13 protein-coding genes are annotated in these 13,207 nt (G+C 64.2%); 6 read left to right on the forward strand and 7 right to left on the reverse strand.

Annotated elements, in window-relative coordinates; all coding sequences use genetic code 11:
- Positions 1 to 35: 35 nt before the first annotated feature.
- Positions 36 to 641 carry a hypothetical protein gene (locus tag P0R31_RS17710; RefSeq protein WP_275515177.1) on the reverse strand — a complete coding sequence of 202 codons (606 nt, stop codon included), beginning with the start codon at positions 639 to 641 and terminating at the stop codon, positions 36 to 38.
- A 237-nt stretch (positions 642 to 878) separates the two neighbouring features.
- Here P0R31_RS17710 and P0R31_RS17715 point away from each other — a divergent pair, with 237 nt between their 5' ends.
- Entirely contained in the window at positions 879 to 1,334 is a 456-nt protein-coding gene (locus P0R31_RS17715) for a cupin domain-containing protein (protein ID WP_275515178.1), read from the forward strand.
- An 81-nt stretch (positions 1,335 to 1,415) separates the two neighbouring features.
- Here P0R31_RS17715 and P0R31_RS17720 read toward each other — a convergent pair whose 3' ends face one another.
- The 6 genes from P0R31_RS17720 to P0R31_RS17745 all read right to left on the reverse strand — a co-directional run bounded on the left by P0R31_RS17720 (position 1,416) and on the right by P0R31_RS17745 (position 7,364).
- Positions 1,416 to 2,468 carry an amidohydrolase family protein gene (locus tag P0R31_RS17720; RefSeq protein ID WP_275515179.1) on the reverse strand — a complete coding sequence of 351 codons (1,053 nt, stop codon included), beginning with the start codon at positions 2,466 to 2,468 and terminating at the stop codon, positions 1,416 to 1,418.
- Between the two features lie 110 nt (positions 2,469 to 2,578).
- A complete protein-coding gene (locus tag P0R31_RS17725; protein ID WP_275515180.1) occupies positions 2,579 to 3,100 on the reverse strand; it encodes a hypothetical protein in 522 nt (173 codons plus the stop codon).
- Between the two features lie 71 nt (positions 3,101 to 3,171).
- Entirely contained in the window at positions 3,172 to 4,116 is a 945-nt protein-coding gene (locus tag P0R31_RS17730) for an EamA family transporter (protein ID WP_275515181.1), read from the reverse strand.
- A 68-nt stretch (positions 4,117 to 4,184) separates the two neighbouring features.
- Positions 4,185 to 4,997, reverse strand: a complete 813-nt coding sequence (locus P0R31_RS17735) for an MBL fold metallo-hydrolase (RefSeq protein WP_275515183.1) — start codon at positions 4,995 to 4,997, stop codon at positions 4,185 to 4,187.
- 91 nt (positions 4,998 to 5,088) lie between these two features.
- Entirely contained in the window at positions 5,089 to 6,618 is a 1,530-nt protein-coding gene (locus P0R31_RS17740; RefSeq protein ID WP_275515184.1) for a permease, read from the reverse strand.
- Positions 6,615 to 7,364, reverse strand: coding sequence for an ABC transporter ATP-binding protein (locus P0R31_RS17745; RefSeq protein WP_275515186.1), 750 nt, complete (start codon positions 7,362 to 7,364; stop codon positions 6,615 to 6,617). Before P0R31_RS17745 ends, P0R31_RS17740 begins: the two co-directional genes overlap by 4 nt.
- A gap of 274 nt (positions 7,365 to 7,638) precedes the next feature.
- On the opposite strand from P0R31_RS17745, the gene P0R31_RS17750 reads away from it, so the two are divergent.
- The 5 genes from P0R31_RS17750 (at position 7,639) to P0R31_RS17770 (ending at position 13,152) form a co-directional block, all read left to right on the forward strand.
- A complete protein-coding gene (locus tag P0R31_RS17750) occupies positions 7,639 to 8,514 on the forward strand; it encodes a branched-chain amino acid ABC transporter permease (protein WP_036021277.1) in 876 nt (291 codons plus the stop codon).
- A gap of 5 nt (positions 8,515 to 8,519) precedes the next feature.
- On the forward strand, positions 8,520 to 9,671 hold the full coding sequence (locus P0R31_RS17755) for a branched-chain amino acid ABC transporter permease (protein WP_157283002.1): 1,152 nt from the start codon (positions 8,520 to 8,522) through the stop codon (positions 9,669 to 9,671).
- Complete coding sequence (locus P0R31_RS17760; RefSeq protein WP_035997604.1) at positions 9,668 to 10,426, forward strand: ABC transporter ATP-binding protein; 759 nt, start codon at positions 9,668 to 9,670, stop codon at positions 10,424 to 10,426. The genes P0R31_RS17755 and P0R31_RS17760 overlap by 4 nt, the downstream gene beginning before the upstream one ends.
- Positions 10,427 to 10,429: 3 nt before the next feature.
- Complete coding sequence (locus P0R31_RS17765) at positions 10,430 to 11,218, forward strand: ABC transporter ATP-binding protein (protein ID WP_035997607.1); 789 nt, start codon at positions 10,430 to 10,432, stop codon at positions 11,216 to 11,218.
- A gap of 95 nt (positions 11,219 to 11,313) precedes the next feature.
- Positions 11,314 to 13,152 (forward strand): AMP-dependent synthetase/ligase, encoded by a 1,839-nt coding sequence (locus P0R31_RS17770; RefSeq protein ID WP_275515188.1) that lies wholly within the window; start codon positions 11,314 to 11,316, stop codon positions 13,150 to 13,152.
- Positions 13,153 to 13,207 lie beyond the last annotated feature (55 nt).

Raw genomic sequence — 13,207 nt, forward strand, 5'->3', positions numbered from 1 at the left:
CTAGATTTTGGTCCAATAGGCAGCCCAGGATGTGGTCAACCTCTCCCCGCTGGGGAGAGGTGAACGTCTTCGCGACAGCCTTCCCCCTCACGCCGCCGCGGTGCGCAGGGTCGGGCTATGTCGATGCTGAAGCGGTTGAACAGCGTCGTGAACGGGCTGCCGTCGGTGGCCCGCACGATCGCGTCGGACGCCGCCACCGCCTCGTAGAGCGCGCCAACCGGATCGTCCGCCTCCGCCAGGGCGAGCGCGCCGCGGATCTGTTCGCGGGCCTCGCTGACGTCATCCTCGTCTTGGAGCCTTGCCTCCAGCGCATCCGCCGCACGGCGCATCTCTGCAAGGTCGCCGCCCCCGGAGAATTTGAGGATGTCGCGCCAGTAGGGACGGGCAGAGATAAGCTGGATCAATGCATCGAAACTTTCCGCGATGATGCCCGCGCGGCCCTCTGACGAGACATAGAGCACATTCTGCGACGGCAGCAGCACGAACGCGCTGCCGGAGCCGTCACTGCCGATGTGCCGCGGGCTTTCGATGCCGTCGATGGTGAACCAGGGCTCCTCGTCCGGTTCGAAGGAGACGTCGAGACTGCGGAGCCTGGCGACGACCTCGCTGTTGGCTGTCAGAATCTCCGGCGTGAGGGGCATCGGTGCGGCTCCTTCTCAAGACTTCGCGCACTTTGTCGCACCCCGGACAAGCTAGGTTCATGTGTGCGAATTCGCAGAGGAAATCGTGACGTTAACCGTAACGCATCCGCAACTCGGGGCCGATTGTCGAGTGCCATGTAAGAAAGAATTAAAAGCAGCCTACTAGCGTCCCAACTTCTTTCGAAGCAATCCGGGCCGAGACCCGGCCATTCATACTTATATCTTCTGGGGAAGCAGATGTCGCGCACATTGATTGAAATCGGTAGTTGCAATGTGGACCTCGAGCTGCGGCCGATCGAGCCGTCCTGGATCATCGAGGGCAATCCGGTATCCCGCTCCCGCGTCCTGTCGACCAGCGCCGACGGCACCGCGCAGACGATCATCTGGCACTGCACCGAAGGCCGCTTCAACTGGTACTACGACATCGACGAGACGATCATGATCATGGAAGGATCGATCGTGCTCGAGAGCGACGGCATGCCGCCCAAGCGCTACGGCCCCGGCGACGTCATTTTCTTCCGCGACGGCGCGCATGCCAAATGGCATGTCGAAGGCCATGTCAAGAAGATCGCCTTCTGCCGCAAGACCAATCCGGTGATCATCGGTTTCCTGATCCGCGTCGTCAACAAGCTGAAGAAGATGTTCGCCTCCACCGGCGAGCGCCGTCCGGCCTCGCTGATGGGCGCCGGCTAAGCGGACACCAGGGTTTCAAGGACGCTTCCCAGCGGCCACGACGAAGAGGGGTCGGGATCAAGGTCCCGGCCCCTCTTTTCATCATGACGGCAGCTCGAGCCGGTAGACGTCGATCGCGGTCTGCGAGAATAACGCCGTCTTGTCGGCCTCGCTCACCTTTGAGGTGATGCGCTTGAAGGCGTTGAAGATCACCTGGTAGCTGCACTGGCCCTTGTCCGGGGGGAAATTGCTTTCGAACATCGCGCGCTTCGGGCCGAACGCCTCGATGCAGGTCTCGACATAGGGCCGCCAGGCCGCGGCAAGCTCCTCGGATGTCGGCGGCCTCTCGCGCAAATGGAAGTCGTAGCCAAGCAGGCACATCGCGAGACCACCGAGCTTCACCACCACATTTTCGCATGTCGCGATCTCCCGGATCGAGGCGCGCCATTGCGCAAACACCTCCTCGCGCCGGCCCGCGAAGCGGCCGGTTCCGACCGGGCCGCCGCAATGGTCGAGCACAATCCTGGTGTCGGGGAAGGCGCGCGCCAGCGCCGTGAGCTCGCCGATCTGCGGATGGAACAGCCAGGCATCGAAGCTGAGCTTGAGGGGGGCGAGGCAGGCAAAGCCTTTGCGGAAGGTCGGGTCCTGCAACAATCCCTTCGGCCTGTTCGCATACATGCCGGCGACGACAGGATCTTCATCCCAGGCCGAGGAATGCCTGATGCCGCGAAAGCGGCCGTTGCCTGCGGCGATCTCGGCTTCCAGCACGCCCTTTGCAGCGTCGCCGAGCAGCAGATTGGCATGGCCGACGATGCCGGCGCAGATCGCGGCCTTGCCGTATCCACCGCTCGCACTCATGGCGGCGACGCCGTTGGCGAACTCGACCTCGCCCACGGGGCGGAATGATTCCGGCCCATGCGCGCGATACATTGAACGGCAGTCGACATAGACGGTGGCGATGACGTTGTGACCGGAGGCGATGTCGGCGGCCATCTCCTCGATCAGATAGCGGTGCCCGCGATTCCACAGATGATGATGGGGATCGACGATCGGCCGCAAGGGATCGATGATCTCCTCCCGATGCAGCGCGAGCCAGTCCTCACGTGGATCGACGAACAGCCCGCTCGTGTTGGCGGGCACACCGCTTGCTGCCATCGGCCTTCGCTCCCTGATGTTCTGTGTCGGGAGCCTAGCACCTCATTTCCGCATGCAGCAGCGCGCCTTGCGCAACCGCACCCATCATCACGAGCAATGCGGTATGTTCGTCAGCCCGTCCGCCGTCTCGCTCTCACTTCAACCATCAACCGCCAGTCCGCTGCCGCGGCCGGCTTGACCTCCCCACGCCAGAGGAAGGAGTCGCCGGTGATCTCCGTGAAGCTCCAGCGCGTCAGCTCGCCGGATTCGGTCGTGCCTTCCTGCACGATGTCCTCGCCGCGAGGACGGCCGATCTGCTGCCGGAACACGCGGCGGCCCGGATCGAACCAGGAAATCCGCCACGCATCCAAGGCCGGATCGTAGACGCGCAGCGTCGTGCCGTACCAATTTCCGGCGATTGGAAAGGCTGCGCTGCCCGCTGGCCGGGGAATGATCCAGACGTCCTGCACCGCACGGCCTTCCAGCACCCAGCCGAAATGGATTTCGCCCGGCGCGGTGTGGCTTCTGCCGTCCGGTCCAAAGGCGGTGATCTCGGCGTCCCAGTCGCCGACGAAACGGCCGTAGAGCCGGAGCGCGGCCGCGTGCTCGGGATGCGGTGCGCTGGCGTGAAGAAGTCTCGCAAAGTCGTTCATGTTGCTCTCCTGCTGCGGAGGATTCAGCACGGATGAGCCGCGGGCGACTTGGAGAAAATTGCCGTCGCTCGTCAGGTCTTGCTCAGCGACAGATGTCTCATGGGACGATCGGCCTCCGCCTGCGTCGACCGATTGCTCGAGCTCTCAGCACGCCAGATGGCGACAACGGCGACAATGACGAGACTCGCGCCCACCAGCATCATGCGAGAGAACGGCTCTCCGAGCACGAGAGTGCCGAGCAGCACCGCGATGACCGGATTGACGAATGTGTAGGTCGAGACCAGGGAGGTCGAGACATTCTCGAGCAGCCAATTGTAGGCGGCGAAGCCGATCACGCTGCCGGAGACGATCAGCCAAAGTGCTGATGCAACGGACGTCATCGAGACCTCGCTCGGTCTAAAACTCTCCAGCTCCCCCGTGAGCCAGCTGATCGCGAACAACACGGCACCGCCGACCGATAGCTGCATGCCCGACAGCGCGATCGCGGATGCTTGATGCGACATGCCGCGCGACAGCACGGTGCCGATCGACCACGACAGCGCCGCAGCGAGCAGCCAGACGATCGGAAGCATGCTGATTCCGGCCTGCTCGGCGTTCTGCCATGCCACGAGCCCGACGCCCACGAAGCCGGGGACGAGCGCGAGCAGCGCGATCGGCCGCGGGCGCTGATCGCCCGGAAAGAGCGTGTCCGCCAGCAGGATCCAGAACGGAATCGTGGCGAGCACGATGGCGGCCACGCCGGACGGAACCGATTGCTGTGCGAAGGCGAGAACGCCGTGGCAGCCGACGAAGAAGAGCAGCCCGCAAAGGCCTGCCTGCAACCATGTCCGGCCCGGGGCATTCGCGACATGCCTGCCGCTCAAGGCGAGCAAGATCATGCCGCCGCATAACGATCGAACTGCCATCAGCAGAAACGGCGGTATCGATTGCAGGCCCAGAGTGATGGCGAAATAGGTGGAACCCCACAGGAGATAGATGGCTGCAAACGAGCCGATGACCAGGAACCGTCTGCTCATGATTGCTCCGACTGAGGTGGGTCTTGGAGCAACCAAGTCGTTGACGGGTGATGCGTTCCGGTTCTGAGTCAGACCCCGTCGAGGATGATCACCGTCGGCTTGGTCGGCAGCGTATCCCGCGACATCCGGAACGAGCGTTCGACGCGCCGGTCGATCTCGAACTGCTGGCCGATCCGGCGCATGAAGTCCTCGAGCGGGGTGGCGAAGCGGTGCATCGGCAGCACCACCGAGGCGCGCAGGCGCTTGGTGATGTCGGAGATGCCTTCGAGCGTCATGGTATAGGTGCCGTCGATCGGCACCATCACGATGTCGAGCCGTCCGATCTGGGCGAAATGGCTGTCGTCGAGCTTGTGATGGAGGTGGCCGAGATGGCCGATGCAGAGGCCGGCCGCCTCGAAGATGAAGATGGAATTGCCGTCGCGGATCATGTCCGCGCCGGCATCGTCGCCGAAATAGCGGCGGATGTCGGTGGTGACGTTGCGGATGAAGGTATCGCTGATGCGCTGCGACACGATCGCCGGCTTGCCGTCCTCGCTCCAGCCATGCAGCACGTGGGGAATGCGCTTGTCCGGAAAGAGAGTGTAATGGGTGCTGTGCGCCCGGTTCATGGTGACGACATCGGGCAGTCGCCCGACCTGATAGGCGCCGCTATAGTCGGTCGCGATGCGCAAGCCGGCGGGCGTGTCGATGAAATAAGTGGAGTGGCCGGCATAGGTGATCTCGACCTCGGCCGCAGCTGCAGCCTGCCTGAAGACGACCGGCATGATCCGCGGCGCCGCATTGGCCATCGCCAGGCATTCGCTGCGCAGTGGCTGCTGGGCCAGGGCAGGGGTCAGGAATGCGCCGAACAGCGCGATAGCCGCCAAAACCAGTTGCCGCATGGATCCGTCCCCGATGACTTCACAGCGAAGTCTAGCGTGCAATGCGGAGCCTCGCCAATGGGGGGCGATCAACAGCGCGTCAGTGTCGCACCTATTGCTCGCGCTTCGGGCTGAACTTCCAGGTGACCGCGACGAGGCCTGCGGTGATCAGGCCGCTGATGAGGCCGGCCAGGGGCAGGGCGAGCAGCAGTGCGGCACTGGCGGCCCAGCCGATCGAGGAGAAGGCCTCGGCGAAGGTTGCAAGCCGCGAAGACGTCTGGCGGCGTCGGAATTGGCTACGCCTTGCCTGCACCCGGAACCAGAGCTGGATCGCGGTCGCCGAGGCCGCGCTGATGACGATCGCACCCGCGCTGATTGCGGCCTGGGATGGCGAGGCAAAGGCCAGCGCCGCGAGCAGAGGAGCGAAGATCGCGGTGATCCCGATCAGCACCACCTCGATCTTGGCACGGATGATGCCGGACGGCATCAAGGGCGCGGTCGCGACCAAGTCGGGCGCGTCCTCGCCCGAGATCGTCAGCCAGGCGAGCCCGCCGGCTAGCTGTCCGGCCGCCATCACGATGACGGGTGTGATCAGTGTCAGCGCCGCGGAGCTGTCGGCGAAATTGCGCCAGAGCAGGAGCGCCGGCGGCACCAGATAGAGCAGCTGCATCAAGGTCTGGGAGATCAGCCATGGATCGCGCCACAGCAGCATGAATTCCTTGCGACGCAGCGCCTGCTGGCGCGATCCGCCGCGGAACGGGCGCTCCTTGGCACGGACGCGGCCGGACGTGGCGTAGGCCGCCGCATCGATCGCGGTGTCGGCAAATTGGTGCGAGAAGATCGCCATCACGCCGCCGAGCATGACCAGAGCGAGCGCGAGAAGCAGCGCCAGCGCCTCGCTGTCGCCCATCGCTGCCCGCGCCGGCCACCACCAGATGCTGTCGACGTCGGGGGCGTAGGCGGCAACGCTGCCCGAGGTCAGGATGGTGAAGCGCGACAGCGTGCCGTAGGACATGATCGCGGCGACCTGAAGCGCGATCACGAAACCCGCACCGATGATGGCGGCGAGGATCTGTGCGATCAGGCGCGTCCGCGCCGGGCCGATCAACCGGAACAGGAGAATGGTAACGGCGATCGCGATCGCCGCCGCGGACAGGCCCATCGCAATGACGACGCCGAAGGCCGCCAGCCAGCGCGCGCCGCCGCCGATCACCAGAACGTCGATGAAGGGCGTCGAGAACAGCAGCGCCAGCACGGTGACGGTCAGCGCGATCGCGGCGATGCGGACCGAGAACAGATTGGCCAGCCGCGCCGGCGAGGACATGATCAGGTCGAGATCGGCGCGGGCATAGAATACCCGCGTCACGGATTCGATCGCCTGCGACAGCATCAAGGTCCAGGCGAGAAAGATCGTCGCCGAAATCACGATCAGAGAGGATTTGTCGAGCGGCAGCTGCAGGTCGGCGAAACGGCCGATCACCGCCCAGGCCGGCAGGTGGAGCAGCGCGGCGAAGCACATGAGGCCGATCATTGCGGCGCGCGCCCGTTTGCGCCGCCCGCCCGTCATCATGGCCAGCCATTCGCGCCAGGCGAGCCGCAGCTCGTGGCGGGCAAACCAGGACAGCGCGCTGGCCGAGCTCATGCCGCTTCCTGAAGCGTCACCAGCGCGATGAAGAGGTCTTCCAGGCTGGTGTCGGCATGGCCGTTCTGGTGGCGCAGCTCGGTGAGCGTGCCTTCCGCGACCAGGCGGCCGGAGGCGATCACGCCGATGCGGTCGGCCATGCGCTCGGCGACTTCGAGGATATGCGTGGTCATGATGACGGTGCAGCCGGCGCGGACGCGCGCGCTGAGCAGGCCCTTCACATGGCGGGCCGAGACCGCATCGAGCCCCGTCAAGGGTTCATCGAGGATGATGAGGCGGGGATCGTGCACCAGCGCCCCTGCGAGAGCGACCTTCTGGCGCATGCCCTTGGAAAAGCCTTCGCAGCGCTCGTGGCGGTGCGCCTCGAGGCCGAGCGAATCGAGCAGTTCCTCGGCGGCCGGTTGCGCGATCGACGGCGCGATGCCCCAGAGGCCCGCGACGAATTCGAGATATTCGAGCGGGGTGAGCTTGTCGTAGATCATGGGCTCGTCGGAGACCCAGGCCATCACCTGCTTGGCGGCGACGGGGTCTTGGAGCGCATCGATGCCGAAGATCGAGACGGCGCCGGCATCGGGCCTGAGCAGGCCCGCAACCATGCGTAAAGTGGTGGTCTTGCCGGCGCCATTGGGGCCGACCAGCGCGTAGAATTCGCCGGCGTGAATGGTGAGATCGAGGCTGTCGACCGCCAGACGGTCAAAACGCTTCGTTAACCCTCGGACTTCCAGGGCCGAGTTGTCCGGCTTCATGACGGCCACACCATCCGGTTTGCATCGCCCGCGACCATGACCCGAAGATGTTTCGGCACCGTGAATCGCACTGCCGCAAATTCCGTCAACCGGATTGGACTAAAGGCAAGGCATCCCGACAAGTCACCGTTTGTTGACAGCGCGCGGGCGTTCAGGCTGAATTGATTCCGGACAAATGGCGCGAACGCGGCGAAACGACTGCGTAGCGACTGGACACAAGATGCGGCAAGGCGGCCTCGAAGAACGCCGGTTGCATCGGGGAGGACGCGCGTCAATGCTGGATTTCGTTCAGCAGCTGGTCAGCGGTGTTGCGCTCGGCTGCGTCTACGGCCTGATCGCGCTCGGCTTCGTGCTCGTCTACAAGGCCACCGAAGTCGTCAATTTTGCCCAGGGCGATCTGATGATGCTGGGCGGTTTCTTCGCCTTCACCTTCATCGGCATGATGGGCCTGAACTACTGGATCGGCTTCGCCGGTGCGGTGGCCGCCATGGCGTTGTTCGGGATGCTGGCCGAGCGCGTGGTCGTGCGGCCGATCCTCGGCTATCCCCAGTTCTCCATCATCATGGTCACGATCGGTCTCGGCTATTTTCTGCGTTCGGTCGCCGGGATGATCTGGGGCACCGACGACCTGAAGATCGAGACGCCGTTCAGCCAGGGCGTGCTGCGCATGGGCTCGCTGGTGCTCGCCTACGACAAGCTCTCGGTGATCGCAGCGACGATGATCCTGTGCACCCTGCTCTGGCTGTTCTTCAACAAGACCACGCTCGGCACCGCGATGCGCGCCAGCTCCGAGAACATGTTGGCAGCCTATTACATGGGCATTCCGGTCAAGCGCGTGGTGGCGGTGGTCTGGGCGATCAGCGCGGCGGTCGCGACCTGCGCCGGCGTGCTGCTGGCGCCGATCACCTTCATCCACTCCAATGTCGGCCTCGTGCTCGGCCTGAAGGCGTTTCCCGCCGCCGTGCTCGGCGGTTTCGGCTCGATCCCGGGCGCGGTGGTCGGCGGCGTCCTGATCGGCGTGATCGAGAGCATGGCCGGCTTTTACCTGCCCGAGGGCTGGAAGGACGCCGCGCCTTACATCGTGCTGCTCACCGTGCTGCTGCTGAAGCCCGAGGGCCTGTTCGGCCTCCACGTCCGCAAGAAGGTCTGAACGCCATGCGCTTCCTGTTCAAGACCGACTACGAGGACGACATCAAGCTGTTCCCGCATTCGGGCTACGTCGTCACCTACGGCGTCCTGCTCGCGCTGCTGCTGATCGCGCCCCACGTGCTCTCCAGCTACCTGATGAGCCAGCTCGTCTTCGTCTGCATCTATGCGATCGTCGGCGTGGCGCTGCTGATCCTGACCGGCTTCACCGGCCAGGCCTCGCTTGGGCACGCGGCGTTCCTCGCGATCGGCGCCTACACGGCGGCGTACTTGCAGAAATACAACGTGCCGTTCCCCGTCTACTTCCTCGCCGCCGGGCTGTTGACCGGCATCATCGGCGCGATGGTCGGCTTTCCGGCGCTGCGCCTCACCGGCATCTATCTCGTCATCGCCACCATCTCGTTTGCCCTCATCGTGGAGGAGATCCTGGCGCGGTGGGAAAGCGTTACCCACGGTAACGAGGGCATGCGGGTCAAGACGCTGTCGCTGCTCGGCGTCGCCGTGCCGCGCGACAGCCCGACCTTCTATTACCTCTGCCTCGCCGTGCTGGTGCTGACCATCGTCGGCACGCTCAATCTGCTGCGTTCGCCGACGGGCCGCGCCTTCGTCGCGATCCGCGATTCCGAGACGGCGGCGCGCAGCATGGGCGTCAATGTCGCGCTCTACAAGGTGAAATCGTTCGCGATCTCGGCTGCGATCACCGGCTTTGCCGGCGTCCTGTTTGCGCACAAGCTCTCCTTCATCTCGCCGGAGATGTTCACGCTTCAGCTCTCGATCGAGTTCATCATCGTGATCCTGATCGGCGGCACCTTCAGCCTGCACGGCGCCGTGCTCGGCGCGATCTTCATCGTGATGATCGACCCGTTCCTCACCTATCTCAAGGACGACATGCCCGGCATCATCGCCGGCATTGCCGCGACATTCGGCGCCGGCACGGCGACTGCGGGCAATATCGAGGCGAAGGTCGCGGCCTTCGCCTCGCTCAACGGCCTGAAGGGCGCGATCTACGGCATCATCATCGTGCTGTTCGTGCTGTTCGAGCCGCTCGGGCTCTACGGCCGCTGGCTCAAGATCAAGCTCTTCTTCCAACTGTTCCCGCTCTACAAGCGCGCCACCTTCAAGCGGCAGAAGATCTACGTGAAGTCGGAGCGCAATCGATGAGCTATTTTCGCGCCGAGAACCTGTCGCTGCATTTCGGCGGCCTCAAGGCGGTCGATGCGGTCTCGTTCGCGGTGGAGAAGGGCGAGATCCTCTCGATCATCGGGCCGAACGGAGCCGGCAAGAGCTCGATCTTCAACCTGATCTCGCGGATCTACCGGCCGACCTCGGGCCGCATCTTCTTCGAGGACCAGGACATCACCGAGCAGCCGCCATACGACATCGCCAAGCTCGGCATCGCCCGTACCTTCCAGAACATCGAGCTGTTCGAGAACGCGACCGTGCTGTCGAACCTTCTGGTCGGCCGCCACCGCCATTCGACCACGCAGCTGTGGCAGGAGCTCTTGTTCCTGCCGAGCGTGCGGGCCAACGAAAAGGTTCACCGCCGCCGGGTCGAGCAGGTCATCGAATTCCTCGACCTCGAACCCTATCGCGACAAGCTGATCTCGGGCCTGCCTTACGGCGTGCGCAAGGTGATCGAGCTGGCGCGCGCGCTGTGCTCGGAGCCGAAGCTGATCCTGCTGGACGAGCCGTCCTCGGGTCTCAACGTGGAGGAGACCGGCGATATGTCGTTCTGGATTCGGGACATGAGAACCGAGCTCGGCATCACGGTGCTGATGGTCGAGCACGACATGTCGCTGGTCAACCGGGTCTCCGATCGCGTCATCGCACTGAACTACGGAAGGGTGCTGGCGATGGGCTCGCCCGCTGAAGTGCAGCAGCACCCCGACGTCGTCGCCGCGTATCTGGGAGCCTGACCGATGGATGCCGCTGCGCCCCAGGATATCATCCTCAAGCTCTCCAACATCGAGAGCTATTACGGGCCGATCATGGCGATCCGCGGCATCTCGCTGGAGGTGCCGCGCGGGCGCATCGTCACGCTGCTCGGGGCCAACGGGGCCGGCAAGACCACCGTGCTAAAGACCATCTCCGGCATCCTCGATCCGCAGAAGGGCGCGATCGAATTCATGGGCAAGCCGATCCAGCGCATGGAGGCCGACCGCATCGTGCGGCTCGGCCTCAGCCACGTGCCGGAGGGGCGCGAGGTGTTCCCGTTCCTTTCGGTGCGCGAGAACCTGATGATGGGTGCCTATCCGCGCAAGGATCGGGACGGCGTCGCGGAGGATATGGAGCGCGTCTACGGCTATTTCCCGCGCCTGAAGGAGCGCATCAACCAGCCGGCGGGCCAGCTCTCCGGAGGCGAGCAGCAGATGCTCGCGATCGGGCGCGCGCTGATGAACCGGCCGACGCTGCTCTTGCTCGACGAGCCATCGCTCGGCCTGTCGCCGCTGCTGGTGAAGGAGATCTTCACCATCATCCGCCGGGTCAACGAGGAGCAGGGCATGTCGATCCTGCTGGTCGAGCAGAATGCCAAGGTGGCGCTGGAAACCGCCCATTACGGCTATGTGCTGGAAATCGGCCGTATCGTGATGAACGATACCTGCGACCGCTTGATGCATTCCCAGGACATCCAGGAATTCTACCTTGGCGCCAAGGAAGCGGGCGCGCGCGGCGAGCGGCGCTGGAAAAAGAAGAAGACGTGGCGGTGAGGACGAGCTGGCAGTAAGATGAGCTTGCCCAACGTTGAGCAAAGACCGGCCGGCAAGGCAGGCAGCGGACGGAAGGCGACAAGGAGGAGAGGCGCATGGCCCGACCGGCGGTGCTGACGGTCGCTGATACGATCGCGAAGAGCTTCTTGTGCGCCGCCGAGACGCGGGGCGACAGGCCGGCGATCCGCGAGAAGAAGTTCGGTATCTGGCAGCCGACGAGCTGGCGAGAATGGCTGGAGATCTCGAAGGAGATCGCCTACGCGCTCCGCGCCGTCGGCTTCATGCCCGGCGAGGTCGCTTCCATCATCGCCAATGCCGTACCCGAATGGGTCTACGCCGACATGGGCATATTGTGCGCCGGCGGCGTCTCTAGCGGAATCTATCCGACCGATTCTTCATCCCAGGTCGAGTATCTCGTCAACGATTCCGCCACGAAGGTGATCTTCGCCGAGGACGAGGAGCAGCTCGACAAGATTCTCACCTGCCGCTCGCGTTGCCCGAGCTTGCAGAAGATTATCGTGTTCGACATGGAAGGCCTCAGCGGCTTCTCGGATGACATGGTGATGTCGCTGGACGAGTTTCGTGCGCTCGGCCGCAACCACATGGTCGGCCGCGAAGCGCTGTGGCAGGAGATGATCGACAGCCGCAGCGTCGGCGATCTCGCGGTCCTCGTCTATACGTCCGGCACGACCGGTCCGCCCAAGGGTGCGATGCACGCCAATCGCAGCGTCACCCACCAGATGCGGCACGCCAACGACTTCATCCCGGCGCGGGAGGACGAGGACCGCCTGGTCTTCCTGCCGCTCTGCCACGTCGCGGAGCGTATCGGCGGCTATTACATCTCGGTCGCGCTCGGCTCGGTGATGAATTTTGCCGAGAGCCCGGAAACCGTGCCTGATAATCTGCGCGAGGTGCAGCCGACCGCGTTTCTGGCCGTGCCACGCGTCTGGGAAAAATTCTATTCCGCCATCACCATCGCGCTGAAGGATGCAACGCCGCTGCAGCAATGGGTCTATCGCCGCGCCATCGGCATCGGCTACCGCATGGTCGATTGCCGGCTCGAGGGCAGGGCGGTGCCGCTATCGTTGCGCATCGCCAACCGCATCGCCTACCTGGTCGCGTTCCGCAACATCCGCCGCATGATCGGGCTCGACCGCTGCCGCATCGCGTTCACCGGCGCAGCCCCGATCGCACCGGAGCTGATCCGCTGGTATCTGGCGCTCGGCATCGACATGCACGAGGTCTACGGTCAGACCGAGAATTGCGGGGTCGCAACCATGATGCCCGCGGACAAGATCAAGCTCGGCTCGGTCGGCACCGCGGTGCCCTGGGGCGAGGTCGCGCTTTCGCCCGCCGGCGAGATCCTGATCAAGGGCGACTTCCTGTTCATGGGCTATCTGAACCAGCCGGAAAAGACTGCAGAGACGATCGACTCTCGCGGCTGGCTGCACACCGGCGACGTCGGCACCATCGACAATGAGGGCTTCGTCCGCATCACCGACCGGATGAAGGACATCATCATCACCTCCGGCGGCAAGAACATCACGCCGTCCGAGATCGAGAACCAGCTCAAGTTCTCGCCCTACATCTCGGACGCGGTCGTGATCGGCGACAAGCGGCCTTATCTCACCTGCCTCGTGATGATCGACCAGGAGAATGTCGAGAAGTTCGCCCAGGATCACGACATACCATTCACCAATTATGCCAGCCTGTGCCGGGCGAGGGAGATCCAGGACCTGATCGGGCGCGAGATCGAGCAGGTCAACGGCAATTTTGCCCGCGTCGAGACCATCAAGAGGTTCTACCTGATCGAGCGCCAGCTCACTCCGGAGGACGAGGAGCTGACGCCGACCATGAAGTTGAAACGCGGCTTCGTGAACAAGCGCTACGCCGCCGAAATCGAGGCGATGTATCGCGAGCGTGCGGTGGCGTGACGAGTCGGTCCATTTCGAGAAAGCGAAGGAGCTGTGGCCCCGCCCTTCGTGCAAT

Origin of the sequence: Bradyrhizobium yuanmingense (genome assembly GCF_029167105.1) — a bacterium.
GTDB classification, from domain to species: domain Bacteria; phylum Pseudomonadota; class Alphaproteobacteria; order Rhizobiales; family Xanthobacteraceae; genus Bradyrhizobium; species Bradyrhizobium yuanmingense_A.